Here is a 20,084-nt window from a genome sequence, read left to right as displayed (position 1 = left end):
CACTTCGCCGTCATCCGCCAGAGGTGGGGACGAGCGTCCGCTGTGTGGCCGAAGGCGTGATCGTTTCTGCGGTGAAGCGGCTGCGCGCTCGGGTGAGTCCGCCCATGGCGGCGCCAGAAGCTTCCGGTATTGCCGGTATTCAGGAGCCTGCGCTCCTCGTCCGGAGGAGCCGGCTCTTACCGGAGGAACGGCATGGCCAGTGGTCAGACGACGAATGCCTTCATCTGCCTGCGGCTGCCCAGCGCGCTGGTGGAGGCGCTGAGCGGGCCGCAACAGGACTGCCAGGACTACGTCGATCCGCAGGAGTCCGAGCACATCCACATCACCCTGGGCTTCCTCGCCAGTGCCGACGAGCAGAAGCTGAACGACGTCCGGTCGCTCATCGAGCAGGGGACATGGCCGGCTCCGGTCATCCGCCTGACCGGTGAGGTGCGGCACGGCAGCTGGAGCCTGCGCAACGATCCCGCCTACCGCTACGACGAGGACACGGTCCAGGAGGGGGAGCAGGTCCGCCTGGGCGTCGAGCACAGTCCCGAGCTGGCACGCGTCCACGAAGAGATCACGCGGCGTCTGGACATCGCCGAGGACGGCTTCTGGCCCCACGTGACGCTCGGCCTGGCCCGCGAGGACTTTCCCGTCACGAAGGTCAAGTCCCTGGAACTCCCGCAGGTCAGCGGACCGGCCCCCAGCGTGGACGTACAGCGGGAAGTGTCGCCCACCGAATTCACCACGCTGGTCCGCAAGGACCTCGAGCCCGCCTGAGCGAGCCGGCCGCGGTGCGGTCCCTCCTGCGCTGAGCCCCCCCTTGCGCATCTGCACAGAGCGCTGAGCACGGGGGAAGACGCGCATGCGTACCGCCGCGCGACTGCACTTCGAGGAACCCAACCTCACCGCGGACGGTGTCTACACCTACGGCCAGCCCTGCATCTGCGACCGCACGGTTGCCCGCGCCCACGCAGCGCCTTCACCCGGCGCATGTACCGCTTCCTCAACAACAACGACGTCATCCCGCAACTCCCGCCCGAGCCGGCCTTCCACCGCGTCAACACGCTGCGCTACATCGACTCCGACGGCACCATCCGCGACCAGATGCCGGTGGCCGGCGGACTGCTGGACCGCGCGAAGGGCTACACCGCCGACATGCTCGCTCCCGCCTCCGACGGCGTTCGCGACCACCTGATGAGGCGGTACATCGCCGCCCTGGAGGACAACCAGAACTGAAGCTGGAGTGGACTGCCGGACTACCCGTGGGCCGGCCGGCAGTAGCGCCGGACGAGGTCGGCGTGCGCGGGGAAGCGCGTCACGAGCTCGTCGCTCCGGCCGAGGGTCATGTCGGCGTAGTCGAATCCGGGCGCCACGGCTTCACTGATCAGGGCGTGGTCCCCGCAGGTGAGGTGGGAGGCCTTCCAGACCCCTCCGGGGACGGCCAGGGTGAGGAGCTGTCCTCGGCCGGTGTCCTGTCCGAGAACGGCACTGCTGTAGTGGCCGTCGGGGTGGAGCAGGTGGTAGGTGATCGGTTCGCCGTGGTGGTGGAAGTGCAGGATGTCGGACCGGTTCAGGTGCCAGTGTCCGACCGGCGACCAGTGGGTGAGCAGGTAGTGGATGGAGGTCAGCGTGTAGCGCTCACCAGCGGACGTCGTGATGGGCGGGCGGTGGTCCGCCTGGAAGGTCCGACGGAAGTACCCGCCTTCCACGTGGGCTTCCAGGCCGAGGCTGTCGATCCAGTGGTGCGCCGTGATCAAGTCGTCCTCCTGCGTTCATGGGAGTGATGGCGGAGGCAGCCGCCTTCGCCGTGGCCGAGGGCCCGCCGGTGCGGCTGCCCGGACCCAGGATCGGGCAGAACCGGTCCGCTGACGGGGTGCGACCCCGGCGACGGGCCTCCGGCCGGCACGCGGGACCCAGTGGCCGACGCCGCCCGGCGAGACGGCCCCCGAGCGAGCCGGATCCGCCCTGGCTCATCCGTTCGGTGGCTTCGGGGGTGCCGACCCGGCGGATGGTCCCGGGGCGATTCGCAAGGGCCGGCCGACGGCCGCCGGGCGGGCCGGCTGGTACGCGTCGCCCCACGAAAAGGTGAGTGAGCTGTGATCGTCCGTTCTTTCAATGATCTCGAGGGCACTGACCGGCACGTGCACTCCGCCTCGGGCACCTGCACGGCAAGCGCATCGTGCCGGCACGGGAACGGGTCGGGTTCTCGCTGCACGAGACGGTGATGTTCGCCGGGACGGAGACCTCGATGTGGTACGCCAACCACATCGAGGCTGTCGTCTGTCTCGAAGGCGAGGCCGAGCTCACCGACGAGGAGACCGGCGAGCAGTACTGGATCAGGCCCGGAACCATGTAACTCCTTGACGGGCACGAGAAGCACACCGTCCGGCCCAAGAGCGACTTCCGGACTACAAGACCGGCCGGCAGCGCAGCCACCGGTTCACAGGGCCGACGACTGCACCGATCTGCTCGTGTGGTGGAGGGCGACAGCTGCGTGCACGGCGATGCCGGTGGCCATGGCGGCCTCGTCGAAGACGACTCGGTCGGAGTGCATGTCCGGGACGTCCCGGGTCGGTGGGGAGGGCGGGCGGGCGCCGAGAAAGGCCATGGCGCCCGGGACGCGTTCGAGGACGTAGGCGAAGTCCTCGGCACCCATGACCGGCTCGGCCAGGTCGTGGACCACGCCCTTTCCCAGCCGTGCGGCAACGGCCCCGCCAACGGCGGCGGCGAACGCCGGTTCGTTGTGCAGCGGAGGGTAGCCCTCGACCAGCTCGATGGCGGCCTCGGCGCCGTGCGCGGCGCAGATGTGACGGACCACCCGTTCGATGCCCTCGCGTACCCGGCGGCGCGTTTCGGGGGTCAGGGTGCGGAAGGTGCCGTGGAGTCCTGCCGTCGCCGGGATGATGTTGGTGGTGGTGCCCGCTTCGATGCGGGCGATGGTGACCACGGCCGGGTCGAAGACGCTGACCGTCCGGGTGACGAAGCTCTGCAGGGCTTGGACGATCTCGCAGGCCACCGGGACGGGGTCGAGCGCCAGATGGGGCGCCGAGGCGTGGCCGCCCCGGCCGCGCACGGTGAGACGGATCAGGTCGGAGGCCGCGAACATGGGGCCCGGCCGCAGGTGAAGGGTGCCGGATGCGAAGCGCGTGGTGACGTGCAGGGCGAAGGCCGCGTCCACACCGTGCCCGTCGGGGGTGGTCAGGACGCCCTCCTCGATCATGTCGGCGGCGCCGCCACCGCTCTCCTCGGCGGGCTGGAACATGAACACCACCCGTCCCGCGAGCTCCTCCCGTCTCGCCGCGAGGAGGCGGGCGGCGCCGACGAGCATCGCGGTGTGCAGATCGTGACCGCAGGCATGCATGGCACCGGGGATGCGGGAGGCGAAGTCCAGGCCGGTCTCCTCGTGCTGGGGCAGTGCGTCCATGTCGGCGCGCAGCAGCATCGTGGGGCCAGGACGTGCGCCCTCCATGACGGCTGTCACCGAGCTGAGGCACGTGCCGGTGGTGACGTGCAGGGGGAGGCCTTCGAGGGCCTCGAGAACCCGTTCCTGCGTGCGGGGCAGGTGCCGGCCCAGTTCCGGTTCGCGGTGCAGGGCCCGGCGCAGGCCGATGACGTCGGGCAGGAGGCGGCGCGCCTGTGCGAGCAGGCCCTCTTCCTCCGGCAGGCCTGCTGCCGGGTGGGGCCTGGGGGCTTCCTCACTCATGCGTGACTCCTGCGGCGTCGGTGGCTCGGCGATGGCGGGGCGGCTGTCGGGGGCTCTCGTGCGCCCGGGTAGTACGCCTGGCCAGATGGCCGTGCGACCTGATCGTTTCCCGGCGAACGGTCACCCGACTGGGTCAGGGGCGGGCCCGTGGCGGTACCGGGCCGGGTGGGGCCCGCTATCTACATGGTCAACGAGCAGGCCACGGAAAGGGCATGCCGACCGACCCCGGCACCGATCGGGACCGGGTCGCCGGCGTCGGCGCCCCCGTACCCCGTCCCACGAGGAGTCTCCCTGTGCCCTTGACCGTCCAGAGCGCCGCCCAGGAGATGGAAGCCGCGAGCGAGGCCGGCGCCCGGCAGGTCCCACGTACGAGCATCTCCCTGATGGGACCGCTCCCCGCACCGGGGTGTGGCTGGCGTAACGAACCGGAGCACGGCCGGGCCCGGAATCGACTCGGCGGCCTGCGCCAGAATCGACTCCACCGGCGGCCGGCATCGTCCAGGCGATGGCGAGGGCGCGCCACCGGACACCTCGCGCCCGCCAGGACGCCGTTTGGGGCGAAGGGGAGACGCTGGTGCCCATCGGACCTCATGCCACCGCTCGTCGTCGACGAGCCCGCTCAGGTGTCGGCACGGTATGCGGAACAACAGGCGCCGCTCCAAGTCCGGCGGCGACACCTCGCTCATCGAGGCCAAGGCACCGAAGGGAACCGGATCGTGAGGGGCCGGGTCCCCCACAGGCGAGGCCGGCGACCGGGCCCGTGCGATCCTGCCGCGCGCCGTAAGGACCTCTCACGACAAGCTCTGCACCGTCAGCCGCACGGTAGAGGCCGGAGCCCCGGTCACCGTGAAGGCCATCGACGGGGACTGACCGGCCCAGACGAGTGGTGGCCGCCTCGGCCTGGACGGGCGGGTGCCGCCCGAGCGGGGGCTGACCCTGCGACTGAAGTCCGCCTGGTCGTCGAAGGACCCAGAGGCGTTCGACGCCCGGTCGAGGCCGTCGGGCACGCGGGCGATCCCTGCCGTGGAGGAACTCTCGCCGGCGCTGGATGAACCGCCGGCGCCGCGGCCCCCGAGCTGGGGAGAGGCTCAGCCCCCGTGGCGAGGCGTCGGCTGAGCGGTCCGGCTTCGTCGAGCCCGAAAGAATGCGCCCCTCTCGTGCGCCTGCCCGAATGGGCGTCTGGGTGATCGTTTCCGCGGTGAACAGGGTGGCCCAGCCGAGTGAGTGCGGCCCGCGAGGGTGCCGGGCGCGTGCGGGCCCGTTATGCATGGGCCCGGTAAACGCGACCACCAAGCATGAACGGCGCCATTCGGAACCTGGACGTCTGCGTCGGCGCCGCAGCCCGTAGTTCCTCGACGGCGCGGCGCGGGCGGACGGCGGGCTGGGTTCCGGTTCAGGGCGGGCCCTGGTCGGTGGTCTTCACGGGAAAGGAACTGATGCAGTGAGCACGAAGACGCAGTCACAGGAAGCGGGGAATCCGCCCTGGTTCGTGCAGGACGGCGACGGCCGGTGGCAGGTTCAGTGGTCGAGCGACGGCGCCGCGGAGTACCAGTTGGTGCGGCTGCCGGAGGACGGCGGCCCCCAGTGGGAGGTCCTCGCGCGGGAGAGTGACGTTTCGGCGTTGGTGTTGCCGGCGGAGGCGGGGGAACCCGAGCCGGAGCGTTACGCCGTCATCGCCGCGGCTAACGGCAAGCCGGCCCGGCGCATGATCGTGGGTGTGGGTGACGCCGCGGCCAAGGCCAACCTCAAGGAAGCGGTCAAGAAGAGGTGGAAGAAGTGGGTCGACCTCGTCCCGGAGCGGCCGGACGAGAAGAAGCCGCTCGGTGAGCCCAAGACCATCACCTCGGCCGAGGGCGTCGGCACCAAGCAGCACTGGCAGATGAGCGCCAATCCCCAGGACGTGATCACGTTCAGCCTGAACCAGGGCACGATCTGGCCCGGGTCCATCGTGCAGTCCGCCAAGATCCGCCAGAAGGGCGAGATGAAGCCGGCGGGCATCAAGGCCAGAGAACGCGCGCCGCTGAAAGTGAAGATCGACGCACTGAGCAGCGGCAACAGCAAGACCGTCAACAATCCTGACGGCGGTACGGTCCTGGACGCGATCAAGGATGCCGTGAAGGGAAAGGAGAACAAATCCCCTCACATCATGTTCAAGCAGATCGAGGCGCACAGCAGCACCCAGGTCGCTCTCTCCCTCGGACTGTCAGCCGGCTACGGCGGGTTCGCCGCCTCGCTGAACGTCGAGGCGCAGCACAAGGAAGGCAAGAACACCGTCGTCGTCTTCCTGCGCGAACGGGCGTTCATCGCCTCCATGGAATACGAGGGTGACCCGAACGACCTGATCAACGACACCTTCACCACGGCCCGCCTCGACGAGGTGGTCAGCGACGGGGACATGGGCCCCTCGAACGCACCCTTGCTGGTCACCGATGTGACCTACGGCCGGGTCCTGATGTACACGTTCACGGCCAAGGCGTCCGAGACGGAGATCAACGCCGCCCTCAACGTCAGCTACAAGGGCATGTTCAACGAGGTGTCCGCCGAGGTGCGGGCCAAGTACAAGAAGATCATCTCCGAGTCCATCATCACGGTCCTCAGCCAGGGAGGCGACCCCGGGATCATCGGCATGCTCCTGGACGGGAAGAAGCCCAGCGAGTACTTCACCAAGGTCCACAACCTGGACGGGTACTCGATCATCGGCTACACCCTCAGGACGTTGGAGGGCGACGCCGTCAAACTCTCCGAAACCCACGACTACGACGCCGTCGTATGGAACGTAGGCGGCACCTACAAGGTGGCCCTGACCGTCGATGAAGTCATGCAGAAGCAGGAGGGCTGCGAGGACTACGAGCGAATCGCGAACCAGAAGATCGAGATCGACGGGGAGATGACGGAGGACGTCTCACCCACGAATCCGGCACGAGCACCGAAGGAACGCTGGTTCTCCAGCGAAGGCCAGGGAATCCCCTACACCGTCAAGGCCTACAACGAAAGCGCTATGTTGCAAAGTGAGCGCAAGATCAAGCCGTCCAAGGCATTCCTGACAGGCAGCAAGAACCAGGACTCCCAGTGGGAGTACTACGAAGAAGGCAAGTGCTACAAGGCGACCTGGACCCGCAGCAAACTCTGACCGCAAAGCCAAAAACTCTCCGTGGACCGGCCGCCCCGAAGCGGCCGGCCCGCACGCGGTTCGCACGACGGCGAGCAGGGTCCCTGAACCAAGTCGCCGAGTACAACGCAGTGCCACCCGGGAACGCCGCGCGGCACCGGCCGCAGGGCGGGCAACGCCCAGCTGGAGGCCCTTGCCACGGCGGCGCAGCAGCAGCCTCCGGGAGTGCCTCGCCGGAGCCCAGCGCTGGTGGGTTGAGTACGGTATCGGCGCCGCCCGAAAGCCCGACCGTGTCCACACTGGCCTGCCGGATCACCGGCCGCGGCCGGGCGGTCACCCGGGAGTCGGTCCTCGAGGTGCTCTGGACCGTGTCGGCGGTCATCGCGTGCCCCATCGGCGCGCACTGCGACGTCGGCCAGCCCCTTTTCGCAAAGGGGGCAGGTGTTACACGCCCATCATAGCTAGGCGTGAATGACCGAATACACACTGTTGTGGTGTGTGAATTCCTGTGATTCCGATCCTTCTCCCCCGCAACCGGTCTAACTTCCCCTTCCGTACCCGCACAACGCGGGCGCACTTGGACAAGGGGGGCACAGTGTCGCGCATCGAAACCTTTGGCGACATCGACATCTGTTACACCACGGCCCGCACGCTTGTGTGGACCTCCGCCAAACCGCTCATGAACACGAAGATCGCCAACCTCTGGCTTCCGACGCCTCCGCCAGGGCAGGCCGGATTTCGCCCGCTGGGGACCTACGTGGTCCCGATCAAGTCCTTCGGTGACTTCGCGGACGACCTGAACTCGGCGACCGGCCGACCGCTACCGCTGATCCGCAACCGGGGCAACGGGCACGGGCCGCTGGCCAGCCCGGTGCGCTACGAGCGGCTGTGGCGTGACAAGGGCAGTGGCGCGGTGAAGGACGGTTCGGTGTGGAGGCCGATCGCGCCGGCTGGCTACGTGGCATTGGGGGATGTGTGGTGGGAGGGCTGGGACACCGCGCCGCCACTGAACGCCGTTTGGTGTGTCAAGCAGGAGTACGCCGGCCGGGCATACGCCCGTGCGGCAAAGGTGACACCGCGGCTGTGGGACGACCAGGGCAGTGGAGCCGATGCTGACGTGGCGGTGTGGGGGCTGGACGCCCCGGAAACCTCGGTGACCGACACGAGGGAGCGGCTCTTCCTGCCCGGGCAGTACACGACCACGGTGAACCACTACGGCGTAGCAGACCCGACCCCGACCTCGTGGGTGCTGGAGGTACCCGCTGACGTCCGTAAGCGCGAGGTGCCTGAGCCGCCGAGGATGACCTCAACGCAAAAGCCCGTGGAGCCTGCTCTGGTCACCGACCGCATCGTGCGTGTGCCCTTCACCGCGGTGAAGGACCCCGACCGCAGCACGGAATGGAAGATTCAGAACAGCCCGTTCTACACGATTCGGCGCCAGGTGGGCTACGAGAGGGCTGTGTACGGGCACAACCCGGACGGATCGAGCCCTGTCAAGGCGGGCGAGACCGTGACCACTGGATTCTCCACGGAGCAGAGCAAGGCGTTCACCGCGTCCACCAGCATCTCGGTCGGTGCCAGTGTGGGGGTCTCCTTTCAGGCTGGCGATGCCGGGCTGTCGGTCAGCGTGACCCGTGAGCTCGGCTACGAGAGCAGGACCACCGTCGCCCAGTTCGAGCAGAAGTCGCTCCCCAAGGAGATCAGCATCCCGCCGGGGGCAGCGGGTGTGCTGTGGGTGGAGGTCCACCACCTGGAGGTCTACCGCGAGGACGAGGAGGAGACTCTCGTCGGCAAGACCCTGACCTACAGGATCAACAACTCATTCGTCGTGGGCGAGTACCCGCACGGCGCAGGTGTCATCGAAGTGCCGACCGCCTCCGCCGCCGAACCCGACTTCGCTCAGGCCCCGGACATCGACTGGGAATCGGGAGAAGGGCTCCCGCGGATCGACACCGCCGAACTGGTCAAGCAGGCCGAGCAGCAGAACGGAGACCAGCAAGCCGGCTGAAGCTGGCGCCCTGCCCGCTGGCCGCGCTGGCGATCGAGCAGGGCACGACGATCCGGCAGCCGGTCGAGGAGTTCGCCGAGGGCCGGCCGACTCTGGCCGAGTACCGGAGCGTGCCGAGCAGGCCCGCGCGGAGCTCGCCTCGGTGCCGGGTACCGTGCCGAGCAAGGAGGCCGAGGCGAAGGCCCGCGGGCTCCTGGAGCGTCTGGGCGCCCGGCCGGACCCGGCGGCCGTGTAGTGGGACCGATCGCCGTCGTCCTGGTGGAAGAGACCGAATCCGAGTGGCGACCGCATGTCAGAGCGCAGGTCAGCGAACGGGCGGCTACCTTCAGCGGCATGATGGTGGACGTCACGCCCTACTTCGGATTCACCGGCAAGGGCAGCTCGGACGACGGCCGCGAGCGCACCATCACCACGGCCATCTCGCCCACCTACGCCAAGCAGATCCTGGAGTTCCAGGCAGCCGGGGCGACGGGGTGAGGACCTGCATCCGATCGTCGCCGAGGCCATCACCGAGTCGTATTTCACGGAGTGGGGCACCTGGCCGCGGGCCTGCGCTCGGATTTCACACACGTGAGCCCTGGCCGTGTGGAACCGGGCGCTCGAGGCAGCACGTCCCCCCGTACATGCTGACCGTCTTGGGGATACTCTTCGCCGTCGCGCCCGCCGTCGTCTGGACGACAATCGCCCGCACCCGCCCTGTCGGCTTCGCGATCGGCGGCACGCTACTCGCCGGAGCCAGTCTGCTGATCAGTGTCCAGCAGAGCTGGATCCACGCCCCCAGACCCGACGCCCATCTCGTGTTCACGGCCCTGGCGCCGGTGCTCATCGCCTGCGGCGCGGGACTGGAAGGCCGGCACGAGAACTCCCCTCCCCCGGAATGGATTGCCCGCCGCAACGGAGCGATCGGCTTCCTGGGGATGCAGTTCACCCTCACCCTCGTGGCCGGCCTCCTGTACGCGCTGATGATCAGCGAAGGCTCGGAAGCCCCGCCGTCCAAGGCCCTCCCCTCATTGCCGCCAGGCATCAGCATGGTCAACGAAGGCACCAGCTGCGGTTCCGGCGGTTGCTGGCGCGTCGCGACGGTCACCAGCCGGGACGACCTGTCCCGCCCGGAGATCATCCGCGAACTGGGCCTCCAGCAGGAGAGCTGCCGCTCCAGCGGCTGGCTGCTCGACTGGCGTGACGTGTGCGTCGGCGCCAGGGACAACGGCGAGAACGTCACCATCTACGCCGGCTGGGGATACTGAGAGGCTGTTTCCGGTCGGTCACGGTGGTCCTCAACGAGGACCTGTGACAAGCCGCGTGCCTCACTGGTGACATTCAGGCTGCTTCGACCGATCTCCTACACCAGCGCAAACAGCTCTGTCGGTGAAAACTGCCGTGCTTCGGCACACTTGGTGCTCGTCGAAACCCTCGGCGCTCTGCTTCTGCCTCTCCGGCGTCTGGCGCTTCAGCCATGCTTGGCTGCCTCGGGCTGAGCAATCCCATCAGCGTTTCAAGCGGATCGGCGGCTGACCCGAGGAGGCCGCTCAAGCCGTCGGTCACAGCGCCTCCTGTTGCGGGGGCTTGAAGCCCGGGGTGCGGTGTGGCCCACGCCGCCGTCGGTCTCGGGCAGCCCGTGCCCGGCTGTGGGACGGGAATGCCTGACAGGCGATACTTGCACCCCAATGGGCGCCTTCACCCGGACCGTGATCGTTTTCGCCTATAACCTCTGTACCGATGTCCCCGCGGCCGCATCCGACCTGGCGGCCTTCGGGCCCCTCTGCCGAACGGGTCACGAACCGGAGCGAAGAGCATCCCCACCGACATCCGGGTGGCGAGCCGCGTGCAGTTGAAGCGGGAAGCCCGTCCGGCCGAAGCAGCCGAGGCGGCGTAGCCGCCATGCGGGAACCCCTGCTGTCCCCGCCGCCGGCGCTGGACCAGCTCCTGGCCATACGCCGCTGGCTGAAGCTCACCCTCGTCCGCGTCGACGAGAAGATCACTGCCGTCCGGGCGGCAGAGGAGAAGCGGGCCCGGCGCCGCCCGCTCCCCGAGCCTACGGGGCGATTGTGGCCACCACCGTGCCGAAGCGCTGGGAGGGCCGGCCGGTCCGGGTCCTGGACCTGACGGCGTGAGCGCCCAGCCGCGGCCGCCGGTGGAGACCCTCTATGACGGCATCGCCTCCGGTCTGACGGCAGCTCGCCAGGAGATCGCCGGTATTGGGCAAGAGGTGGAGGGACTCGGGGGGAGAAGCCTTGGACGAAAATCGACCGTAACCCAGGCCCGGATCATCGAGCTGCTCACGCAGCTCGTCGGCCGTGGTTCAAACGCCGGCTGACATTTTCTCCGGCTTGCCAGCGCTCGCTGTACTGATCATGACGATCAGCGCAGCGAGGCGTCCCGCCCCCAAGACGACAGGTGCGGTATCCACGACGGTGCGCTTCGACCAGGACGACTTGCTGGAGATCGATGCGTGGCTGATCGGTACGAGGGCTGAGGCAGGCAGGCGGTGGGGCAAGGCCGAAGTCATGCGCGGGCTGTTCCGGATGGCCCGCACTGCGGACGGTCCCTTGCGCCACGGGCTCATCTACCGGGCCATACAGTAGCCCCTGGCGGCTGAGCTACCGCAGTGAGCAGGGGGATGGCGAGCCGTCTGTATGTGCCTGAAGTAGGCGGGGACGGTTTGAGCCTTACCAGGCCCAGGCTTTACTCGCAGGCAACGCCACCCATGTCGCGTCCGGACGCCGACCGTACCGTTTTACTTTGTGCTCCATGCGGTGGCGGGCGCCGGGGCTGGGGCCGACTTCGACGGTGTACCTGATCTTGCGTTCCTCGGGCTTGCCTCGCAGTTTGACTGTGTAGTCGAAGGTGTCCTCTCCACTGAAGCCTGAGTGGGGTGAGTAGAGGGCCAGGCTTCTGTCTGCCTGGAGTTCCAGCGTTCCGTGCTCCGGCTCCCGTGTGATGGTGATTTCGACGTCTGCGGAGGTTAGGCCCTTGCCGTCGTCGAGGTCGTCCGTGCGGATGCTGTGGACGTCATCGGCGGATTCGTGGATGAGCAGTCGCAGCCGGCTGAGTCTCGTCATGCATGTCGGTCCAGGACGTCGTGTCCTTGCTCGCGTAGCCTTTCGTTAGGTTTTTCAGTTCTTAGTTGGGTGCGGGTCTGGCCGAGGGGGAGGCGCTCGGGGCGGTCACCGTGCGGTTCCGCCAGGGGCTGCGGGCCAGTCGCCGATGCCTGATACGACCCACCACGCGCCCCATGCCGCAAGCCCGACCAGCAGGGCTACGACGAGACAAACCGTGTTGAGCCGAAGCACGACAGTTGTCATCAAGGCAAGCGTGGTGGCACGAGAGGCGCTGAAGTGGGCACGCCGGGTGTGTCTGAGCGCTTGAGCGGAGGGTGAGCGTCATGGTTGGCGAGACGCGGTCTCGTGTGCGCGTAAGCAAGTAGCGCGAGTGAGTGTTTCACCGCGAGGGGAGACGTCGACGCACTACCGCGAGGGTTCCTGTGGCGAAGGCCAGTAGCAGGAGCGCGAGGCCTGTGAAGATCACTGGATTCACCCAGCCCGGGGCCAGCTCGGATCCCACACCGTCTGACGTGACGCACTGAACGCTGACCGGCAACGTCCATCGCGTCACCACGTGATCACCCGATACGCCCTTCGACGCGCACATCTGATCCGGGTCCAGGATGTAGAACCCCGACATCACACCCCACGAGTACGCGCCGTACACCGCCGCGCCGGCTAGAACCGCTACCAGAGCGCAGGTGGCGACGGTGGGCAGGTGGCTGACGAGAACCGGTTGCTGCTTACAGACCCGCCGGACGAGCGCGACGGCAGCGCCCAGGCCCATGCAGGGCGCCAGAAACGGCCCGAAGACCAGGGCGATAAACAGAAGATCATCCATGCCTGCCCAGACATCACCCGGACAGGACCGGTTCCACCGATTCGCTGAACCGAACTGCCTGGGCGCTCTACGTGGCGACCGCCGCCGACTAACTGCTCAAGTCACACGAGGCTGACTATCCGGGCCAGCGACCAGCAGAGCGTCGGAGCCGGTGACACCCACCGTGCTTCACACGCTGCTGGTGACAGGTAGCGCGCCGACCTGGTGACAACCACTGTGCTTCGCTCGACCGAAGTCGCAGGTCAGCGGGAGCCGCCGTGCCGGAGCCCTTCTGCCCCTTCCGTCGGCGCTGGACCAGCTCCTGGTCATACGCCGCTGGCTGGAGCTCACCCTCGCCCGCGTGGACGAGAAGAACGAGAAGATCACCGTCGTCCGGGCCGCTGACAAGAGCGGGCACGCCGACGGCCCCCGCCGGAACCCCCACGCTGGTGGATCGAGTACGGCATCGGCGCCGTCCGAAAGCCCGACCGCGTCCACACTGGCCTGCCACATCACCAGCCGCGGCCGGGCGGCCACCCGAAAGTCGGTCCTGGAAGACCTGCGGACCATGCCGTTGGCCATCGCGTGCCCACAGTGCCGGCCCGACAGCGAACTTGGACTGCTTGAAAGTGAGGCAGGCAGGTGTGGGACGGCGGGGCCGCAGGCGCTGCTCCTCGAGCCCTGCGCACCGGTCCTCTACTGAGGCCTCGGTGCGGGCGGTGACGGCCTGGTTCATGTCGCCGGCAAAGGACAGCTCGGTGTGCTGCCCCTGATCGCTTCCACTGCAGGACACGAACGACGGAACGGACGACGGAACGACCGGACAGCCTGACCGACGTCCGGCACCACGGCGGCGCCCCGGCCGACGGCCTTCGGGTCGGGTCGGGTTGGGTCGCGGAAATCGATTGCCCCTCCGCGGCCGGCTATGGATCCTGCTGGGATGCGCTTCTCCGTCAACATTCCGAACTTCGGTGACTTCGCCGACCCCCGCAACGTCGCGACGGTGGCGTCCGCCGCCGAAGAAGCCGGCTGGGACGGGCTCTTCGTCTGGGACCACGTCCTGCACCGACGGCACCAGGGGCGTCCGTTCGGAGATCCCTGGATGCTGCTGACCGCGGCCGCGCTGGCGACCTCCCGGATCCGGCTGGGCACCCTGCTGACACCGGTCCCCCGGTACCGTCCGCAGCAACTGGCCCGCCAGGTGGCCACGCTGGACCAGCTCAGCGGCGGTCGGGCGGTCTTCGCCGCCGGTCTGGGCGGGCCGGTCGAGGACGAGTACCACAGCTTCGGCGACGAGGCCGAGCCGCGCGTGCTGGCCGGGCGGCTGGACGAGGGACTGGAGCTGCTGCGGCGCTTCTGGTCCGGCGAGCCGGTGACCCACCGGGGCCGGCACTACGAGGTCCGGGACGTGGCTTTGCTGCCCGCCACCGTGCAGCGGCCCGGACCGCCCGTGTGGATCGGGGGGTTCTGGCCGCGACGGGCGCCCATGCGGCGGGCGGCGCGCTGGGACGGCGCGGTGCCGCTCTTCGAGACGGCCCGGCACGGGCACGTACCGGATGCGGCGGAGGTGCGGGAGTTGGTCGGTTACGTGCGCGAGCACCGGGCGGCGGCCGGGGCCGAAGGCGCGTTCGAGTTCGTGCTCGGCGGTGCCACGCCCCCGGACGCGGCGAAGGCCAAGGACGTGATCGGCCCGCTGCACGACGCCGGCGCCACCTGGTGGGACGAGCGGCAGGTCCAAACCGGTCCCGACCTGGACCGCCTGGCGCCGGTGCTGCGGCGCATCGAGGCGGGGCCGCCGGTGGTCTGACCGGCCGTTCGGGGGTACGGCCGCGGGGCGGGGCCGCGGCGGGCTCCGCCCCCGGCCTCTCCGAGCGGGCCGGAGGAGGGGGCGCCCGCTCGGAAGAAAATCACGTGCCCCACAGTGCCACCCCAGGATCGGGTCGGGCTGCACCCTGACTGGCGGACCTGGAACCTGGGTGCCTCAGCCTGGACACTCGGCCGCCGCGAGGCCTACGGCAACGACCAAGGACAGGTCTCCTCCCTGATCGCGGTGACGGCCCGGTCCGACCGGGCCAAAGCCGACCAAAATCCTGCGGAGCGGCTGCCGCCGTCGCCGGAAGCGCTGTGCCGGTACGCGCCGAATGGACAGCTACCAAGCCGGTCGGCAGGCGCAGACCTGTTCCACCGCGGCTGACCGGACCGGCGGTGCCGCCGGTACGGCCGAAGGATCTGAAGCAGTACCGGGAATCAGGCCGCGACGAGCTCCTGCTCGCGGTCCGGCGTACTGACCCTGGGCTTCTTGTTCGGCAGCGAGAGCCGGAAGACCTTGCGCCACGCGGAGAACACCTGCTTGGGGAGCGGCCCGGTGACGTACTCCAGCTCGTACTTCTCGAACAGCGCGCGCACCTTCACCGCGACCTCGGCGTACCGGTTGCTCGGCAGGTCCGGGAACAGGTGGTGCTCGATCTGGTGCGACAGGTTGCCGGTCATGAAGTGCATGGCCCTGCTGCCGCTGATGTTCGCCGAGCCCATCATCTGGCGCAGGTACCACTGGCCGCGCGTCTCGTCCTTGATCGACCGGCGCTCGAAGACCTGTACGCCCTCTGGGAAGTGCCCGCACATGATCACCGAGTGGGTCCAGATGTTGCGGACCAGGTTCGCGGTGAACGTGGCGGCGAGCGTGGGGAGGAACGACGGGCCCGACAGCAGCGGGTGGATCACGTAGTCCTTGAGCACCTGCTTGCGGATCTTGCGGCCCACGGCCCTGGCCTGAGCACGGAACTCCGGGTTCTTGCGGCGGCGCTTGTGCAGGTTCTTGCCGAGCTCCAGGTCGTACGCTGCGATGCCGTACTCGAAGAAGCAGGCGTTGATGAAGTTCCACAGCGGCTGGCCGAGGTGGAACGGGTGCCACTTCTGGTCCTCGTCGACGCGCATGATGCCGTAACCGAGATCGTTGTCCTTGCCGATCACGTTGGTGTACGTGTGGTGCAGCTCGTTGTGCGAGTGCTTCCACTGCTCGGCCGGTGAGACGTGATCCCATTCCCAGGTGGTGGAGTGGATCTTCGGATCCCGCATCCAGTCCCACTGGCCGTGCAGGATGTTGTGGCCGATCTCCATGTTGTCCATGATCTTCGCTACGGACAGCCCGGCGGTGCCGATCAGCCACGCGGGCGGGAAGATCGAGAACAGCAGCACACCCCTGCTGACCAGCTCGAGCTTGCGCTGCGCCGAGATGACCTTACGGATGTAGGCGGCGTCCTCCTCGCCGCGGCCGGCGATCACCTCGTCGCGGATCGCGTCCAGCTCGCGGCCCAGCTCCTCGATCTGCTCCGCGGTCAGGTGGGCGGTGGGGTCGATGGCGGTCAAGGTGCTCCTACCGTTCGATGTCGCAGGGGCCCGCCGCGGCGGACACGCAGGTCTGGATGAGGACGCCCGGCTCGGCCTCGGTGATCTCGCCGGTGCGCAGGTCGCGGACGGCGCCCGCCTTGAGCGGTGTGATGCAGCCGAAGCAGATGCCCATGCGGCACCCGGAGGGCATGAGCACGCCGGCCTCCTCGCCGATGTCCAGCAACGGCGTGGCGCCGTCCGCGTCGACGGTCTTGCCGGTGGCGCTGAACGTGACCTCGCCGCCGTCGCCGTCGCCGACGACGACGATGCCGGGGCGGAAGCGTTCGGTATGCAGGCGCTCTCGTACGCCGTGCCCGGCCCAGTGCTCTTCGGCGGCGTCGAGCAGGCCCGCGGGCCCGCAAGCCCAGGTCTCGCGCTCGGCCCAGTCGGGCACGAGTTCGTCGAGACGGGCGATGTCGAGCCTGCCGTCTGTGTCGGTGTGCACCTCGGTGAGCCGCAGCTTCTTGTCCGCGACCAAGTCGTGCAGTTCGTTGCGGAAGATCACGTCTTGCGGCTGTGGCGCGCAGTGGACCATGACGACGTCGTCGAACACGATGTCGCGCAGCATGCCCATCACGGGCGTGATGCCGCTGCCGGCCGTCAGGTACAGCACTTTGGCCGGCTTGGCCTGCGGCAGCACGAAGTCACCGGCCGGCTGGTCGAGCTGGATCAGCGTGCCCGGTTTCGCCTTGCGGACCAGGTGGTTGCTGACCTTGCCGTCCGGGATCGCCTTCACGGTGATCGTGACGCGGCCGTCCTGGCGGTTTGTCGGCGAGGTGATGGAGTAGGCACGCCACAGGCGCACCCCGTCGACGTCGACCCCGATCCGCACGTACTGACCGGCTGTGTGGCCGCGCCAGCCCCGTCCCGGCCTGATCACGATAGTCGCGGCGTCACTCGTCTCGGGGTGCACGGCCTCGATGCGCCCACGCAGGTCAGCACCCGCACGCAGCGGGCTGACCAGGTCGAGGTAGTCCGACGGCAGCAGCGGCGTCGTGACCATCTCCAGCAGTTTCCACGCCCTGCTGCGAAGGGCTGCACTCGTCATGACTCCAGCTTGCTGCGCCTCAGGGGGTAAAGTCCTGACCGCAGGACGCAAATCTGATCGGCTGAATTGTTCGTAGGGAACAAAACCGTGAGCCATGCAATCCGGAGGGCCAGTGAATTGGCCCTGGATGAGACGACGGTCACCGCACTTCGGGCCGCGCTGAAGACCACCGCCGACGAGGTCGTCCAGGCGATCATCGACGAGGTCCCTCCCTACGCCAACGCCCTTTCGGGCCGCATGGGCGCCACCATCCGCCGAGCCGTCCGTACCGCCCTGGGGCACTACCTGGACCTTGCGAGCGGGAAGGCCACGGGCGGCGACGCCGGTGAGGCAGCCTACGAGCTGGGCCGCGGCGAGGTGCGCGACGGCCGTTCGATGGACGCCCTGCTCAGCGCCTACCGCGTCGGCGCCCGCGTGGCCTGGCGATGCCTGGCGGCGGGTGCCGTACCCGTAGGTCTGCCCGCCGCTGAGGTCGCCAAGTTCGCCGAGCTGACCTTCGCCTACATCGACGAGCTCTCTGCCGCGAGCGCCGCGGGCCACGCCGACGAACTGGCCGCTCGGGGAAGGGCCCACGAGCGCCACCTGGAGCACCTGGCCCGCGACCTCCTCGCCGGCGCGAGCCCGGAGGTGCTGCTGGCGTCTGCTCAACGAGCCGGGTGGCAGCCTCCGGTTTCGCTGACCGCGGTCCTTCTGCCCGCCGCCCTGGCCCGGCCTGCCTACCGCGCGCTCGACCCGAGCACCCTCGTCCTCGACGATCTGCCGGACGCCACCGGTGTGCTGCTCGTCCCCGATGCCGACCGATCACATCTCTTGCGGCAGCTGACCGACCGCACCGCCGTGGTCGGCCCGGCCCGGCCATGGACTCGTGCGTCCGCCTCGTACGCACGAGCCGTACGCGCGCGCTCCCTCTCCTCCGATATTCGCGACACCGAGGACCACCTGCCCGAGCTGGTGCTGAGCGCCGACGTGGACGCGTTCGCAGACCTGCGGGCCCGAGCCCTCGCACCGTTGCATGCCTTGCCTGTCGCGACGGCGCGGCGGCTGGAGGAGACGTTGCGAGCGTGGCTGCTGCACCAGGGCAGGCGGGACGAGGTGGCGGCGGCGTTGTTCGTCCATCCCCAGACGGTCCGGTACCGGATGTCGCAGCTGCGGGAGCTGTTTCCGGATCTCGCATCGCCACACCGGGTCCTTGAACTGACGCTGGCGGTCGGTCTTCGGGTCAGCTGACGCGTACGTCGACCGTCCACGACTGCGTTTGCGAGCAGTCCAGGCATCGTGCCTCGTTCTCGTTGCAGCCCGCCGCGCGCCCGGGGGTCACGACGTCCCGGGACGGCCCCCCGCCCAACGGGTATGCGGACTTTTCCAGTAGAGGGGTGAAAGGCCACGGCATCCGGGTGAATCCTGCTCGGGCTGCGCACGCGCCCCGCCCAGAAGCTGCTGACCGGCGCATCGCCCTGCCGAAGGTGATCGTCGGACCGGCCGGAGGTCGTACGCTGACCGCGCGGTGCGGGCACGGTCCGCCGTACGGCGCCGCGCTCCCGGGCTGTCGGACCGGCACCGTGGTTGGGCCCCGCCCGACTGCCGACCCGTCGCGGCCCCGCCCCGCCGGCCGCCGGGCCAGGGGTCACTTCTGCTCCTGCTCACGCTTCTGCTCCTGCACCGGAGCCGGTGGTGAGCGCGGACGCCCGCGCGATGCGGGGCCCGCTGCAGGGCTTGGGCCTCCCGAACGACTGGGACCTCGGCCGCTGACCGCCACGTAGGTGCTGGGCAAGCCCAAGGGCAGCTTGGGCGAGCCGCCCCGAAACCCGGCTTGCCCACCCCCGCCCGGGGCCGCGTCGGCAGGGCGGTGTCGGTCACGGTCCGCCGGGCTCCTTGGCGAGGCCGGGCTGACCGGTGGCTCATGACCGATGACCGGACACCGCCTCGGCCGGGAGTTGCACGGACCGGTCATGGCGCTGCATTGCCACCTTGTGGGGGAAGCGCCGACGGGCTTCATCGGGGAAGGACGGCGCGTACGGTCTTGCCGCCGGACGGCCGGCGGGTGACCGAGGTGGCGCGGGCGAGGCGGTTGACCATGGGCCAGCCGAAACCCCCGGTGCTGCCGTTCAGATCAGGGGTGCGCATGCGCGGCGCCTGCGGGCTGGGGTCGTGGACGGCGACCTCGATGCTGTCCGGGTGCGCGGTCAGGTCCAGGGTGCAGCTGCCGCGCGCGTGGCGCAGGGCGTTGGTGACGAGTTCCGAGACGACCAGGACCACCGTGTCGGCAGTCCCGGCTGCGAGCGGGCGTACGAGGCGGTCGAGGAAGTCCCGGGTGCTGTCGCGGGCGCCGGCGACGGAGGCGGCGGAGCGGGCGGTGGTGAGGTTGACGCTCGTCGTGTCCATGAGGTTCACCCTGGTCTCTGGATCGTCGATGCCCCCGGTGGTGCCCCCGGATGGTGCTTGTGCCCTGGCCTGTGGCGGGTAATCCGGTGACGGCCGCTCCTCGCGCCTGGCCGTGCCGTTGTTCGAGGACGATTATCTACTCGGCGAACGCACGGAAATCTATGTCGGCCAGAGTAGACATTGGGCGTTGGCGTGGTTATGGTTTCTCACGTAACCAAGAAGGACCGCAGGGCCCGGCAGAGACGAACTGCCGGGCAGCAGTGCCCGCAGTTGCAGTTCGCAGGACGGTGCGGTGACGGAGTTTCGAAGCCAGGGTTGTTGCAGGACGGCGACGGGACTGGTGACCGGACCGGGCGGCCCGCAGTGATCAGGGGCCGCCGTCAGTGAGGTGGTCTCCGGTCACGCATCCGCGATCCCCGCACCCCCGGCAGCATTCAGGTCGGGCTTGCGGACAGAGAAGGCCGGCGCAGTATCAGGGCCGGCAGATGGTGTAGCAGTTCCTTCGGGGCCCTGGTGGCGTGCGGGAACAAGGGCCCCCCCCGCGTTCCACAGAGGGGTGGAACAAAAGCAGACGAATCCCACCGCCATCTCCACGCCG

18 protein-coding genes and 3 pseudogenes are annotated in these 20,084 nt (G+C 68.9%); 14 read left to right on the top strand and 7 right to left on the bottom strand.

Features of this window, described 5'->3' with window-relative positions:
* The first annotated feature begins 192 nt into the window (after window positions 1-192).
* Both ACZ4WZ_RS20165 and ACZ4WZ_RS20160 read left to right on the top strand, forming a co-directional pair.
* Complete coding sequence (locus ACZ4WZ_RS20165) at window positions 193-762, top strand: 2'-5' RNA ligase family protein (protein WP_467892147.1); 570 nt, start codon at window positions 193-195, stop codon at window positions 760-762.
* 213 nt (window positions 763-975) lie between these two features.
* Window positions 976-1,221 (top strand): hypothetical protein, encoded by a 246-nt coding sequence (locus tag ACZ4WZ_RS20160; protein WP_467892145.1) that lies wholly within the window; start codon window positions 976-978, stop codon window positions 1,219-1,221.
* Window positions 1,222-1,241: 20 nt separating this feature from the next.
* Here the strand turns inward: ACZ4WZ_RS20160 and ACZ4WZ_RS20155 are convergent, their stop codons facing one another.
* Window positions 1,242-1,742 carry a cupin domain-containing protein gene (locus ACZ4WZ_RS20155; RefSeq protein WP_467892143.1) on the bottom strand — a complete coding sequence of 167 codons (501 nt, stop codon included), beginning with the start codon at window positions 1,740-1,742 and terminating at the stop codon, window positions 1,242-1,244.
* A gap of 339 nt (window positions 1,743-2,081) precedes the next feature.
* Between ACZ4WZ_RS20155 and ACZ4WZ_RS20150 the strand changes: the two are divergent.
* Window positions 2,082-2,431, top strand: a pseudogene (locus tag ACZ4WZ_RS20150) (ectoine synthase); the annotation flags it as partial.
* Here ACZ4WZ_RS20150 and ACZ4WZ_RS20145 read toward each other — a convergent pair.
* The gene (locus tag ACZ4WZ_RS20145; RefSeq protein WP_467892141.1) at window positions 2,426-3,688 is read right to left on the bottom strand and encodes a M20 metallopeptidase family protein; all 1,263 of its coding nucleotides are present in this window, start codon (window positions 3,686-3,688) and stop codon (window positions 2,426-2,428) included. The pseudogene ACZ4WZ_RS20150 and the gene ACZ4WZ_RS20145 sit on opposite strands and share 6 nt — an antisense overlap.
* A gap of 732 nt (window positions 3,689-4,420) precedes the next feature.
* Here ACZ4WZ_RS20145 and ACZ4WZ_RS20140 point away from each other — a divergent pair.
* The 7 genes and pseudogenes from ACZ4WZ_RS20140 to ACZ4WZ_RS20110 all read left to right on the top strand — a co-directional run.
* Window positions 4,421-4,558: pseudogene (locus ACZ4WZ_RS20140) on the top strand (OsmC family protein); the annotation flags it as partial.
* 571 nt (window positions 4,559-5,129) lie between these two features.
* Window positions 5,130-6,818, top strand: coding sequence for a thiol-activated cytolysin family protein (locus ACZ4WZ_RS20135; RefSeq protein ID WP_467892140.1), 1,689 nt, complete (start codon window positions 5,130-5,132; stop codon window positions 6,816-6,818).
* 574 nt (window positions 6,819-7,392) lie between these two features.
* Window positions 7,393-8,805, top strand: a complete 1,413-nt coding sequence (locus ACZ4WZ_RS20130; protein WP_467892138.1) for a Vps62-related protein — start codon at window positions 7,393-7,395, stop codon at window positions 8,803-8,805.
* A 333-nt stretch (window positions 8,806-9,138) separates the two neighbouring features.
* Window positions 9,139-9,282, top strand: a complete 144-nt coding sequence (locus ACZ4WZ_RS20125) for a hypothetical protein (RefSeq protein WP_467892136.1) — start codon at window positions 9,139-9,141, stop codon at window positions 9,280-9,282.
* 158 nt (window positions 9,283-9,440) lie between these two features.
* Complete coding sequence (locus tag ACZ4WZ_RS20120; RefSeq protein WP_467892133.1) at window positions 9,441-10,052, top strand: hypothetical protein; 612 nt, start codon at window positions 9,441-9,443, stop codon at window positions 10,050-10,052.
* An 863-nt stretch (window positions 10,053-10,915) separates the two neighbouring features.
* Window positions 10,916-11,122, top strand: a complete 207-nt coding sequence (locus ACZ4WZ_RS20115) for a hypothetical protein (RefSeq protein ID WP_467892131.1) — start codon at window positions 10,916-10,918, stop codon at window positions 11,120-11,122.
* Between the two features lie 37 nt (window positions 11,123-11,159).
* Window positions 11,160-11,390, top strand: a complete 231-nt coding sequence (locus ACZ4WZ_RS20110) for a hypothetical protein (protein WP_467892129.1) — start codon at window positions 11,160-11,162, stop codon at window positions 11,388-11,390.
* Between the two features lie 84 nt (window positions 11,391-11,474).
* On the opposite strand, the gene ACZ4WZ_RS20105 is transcribed toward ACZ4WZ_RS20110, so the two are convergent.
* Window positions 11,475-11,867 carry an Ig-like domain-containing protein gene (locus ACZ4WZ_RS20105; protein ID WP_467892126.1) on the bottom strand — a complete coding sequence of 131 codons (393 nt, stop codon included), beginning with the start codon at window positions 11,865-11,867 and terminating at the stop codon, window positions 11,475-11,477.
* A gap of 379 nt (window positions 11,868-12,246) precedes the next feature.
* Window positions 12,247-12,690, bottom strand: a complete 444-nt coding sequence (locus ACZ4WZ_RS20100; protein WP_467892123.1) for a hypothetical protein — start codon at window positions 12,688-12,690, stop codon at window positions 12,247-12,249.
* A gap of 340 nt (window positions 12,691-13,030) precedes the next feature.
* On the opposite strand from ACZ4WZ_RS20100, the gene ACZ4WZ_RS20095 reads away from it, so the two are divergent.
* From ACZ4WZ_RS20095 to ACZ4WZ_RS20085, 3 genes and pseudogenes are all read left to right on the top strand, one after another.
* Entirely contained in the window at window positions 13,031-13,372 is a 342-nt protein-coding gene (locus ACZ4WZ_RS20095; RefSeq protein WP_467892120.1) for a hypothetical protein, read from the top strand.
* Window positions 13,373-13,609: 237 nt separating this feature from the next.
* Window positions 13,610-14,476, top strand: coding sequence for an LLM class flavin-dependent oxidoreductase (locus ACZ4WZ_RS20090; RefSeq protein ID WP_467892119.1), 867 nt, complete (start codon window positions 13,610-13,612; stop codon window positions 14,474-14,476).
* 159 nt (window positions 14,477-14,635) lie between these two features.
* Window positions 14,636-14,826: pseudogene (locus tag ACZ4WZ_RS20085) on the top strand (HNH endonuclease); the annotation flags it as partial.
* Window positions 14,827-14,916: 90 nt separating this feature from the next.
* Here ACZ4WZ_RS20085 and ACZ4WZ_RS20080 read toward each other — a convergent pair.
* Both ACZ4WZ_RS20080 and ACZ4WZ_RS20075 read right to left on the bottom strand, forming a co-directional pair.
* Window positions 14,917-16,035, bottom strand: a complete 1,119-nt coding sequence (locus ACZ4WZ_RS20080; RefSeq protein ID WP_467892118.1) for a fatty acid desaturase family protein — start codon at window positions 16,033-16,035, stop codon at window positions 14,917-14,919.
* 7 nt (window positions 16,036-16,042) lie between these two features.
* On the bottom strand, window positions 16,043-17,104 hold the full coding sequence (locus ACZ4WZ_RS20075; RefSeq protein WP_467892117.1) for a ferredoxin reductase: 1,062 nt from the start codon (window positions 17,102-17,104) through the stop codon (window positions 16,043-16,045).
* A gap of 87 nt (window positions 17,105-17,191) precedes the next feature.
* Here ACZ4WZ_RS20075 and ACZ4WZ_RS20070 point away from each other — a divergent pair, with 87 nt between their 5' ends.
* Window positions 17,192-18,331 carry a PucR family transcriptional regulator gene (locus ACZ4WZ_RS20070; protein ID WP_467892114.1) on the top strand — a complete coding sequence of 380 codons (1,140 nt, stop codon included), beginning with the start codon at window positions 17,192-17,194 and terminating at the stop codon, window positions 18,329-18,331.
* Window positions 18,332-19,096: 765 nt separating this feature from the next.
* Here ACZ4WZ_RS20070 and ACZ4WZ_RS20065 read toward each other — a convergent pair.
* Window positions 19,097-19,486, bottom strand: coding sequence for an ATP-binding protein (locus ACZ4WZ_RS20065; protein ID WP_467892112.1), 390 nt, complete (start codon window positions 19,484-19,486; stop codon window positions 19,097-19,099).
* Window positions 19,487-20,084: the final 598 nt, after the last annotated feature.

It is taken from the genome of Streptomyces sp. NPDC029122, from assembly GCF_055569445.1.
The sequence above is the reverse complement of the archived record's forward strand: the minus strand, read 5'-3'. Positions and strand labels throughout refer to the sequence as shown.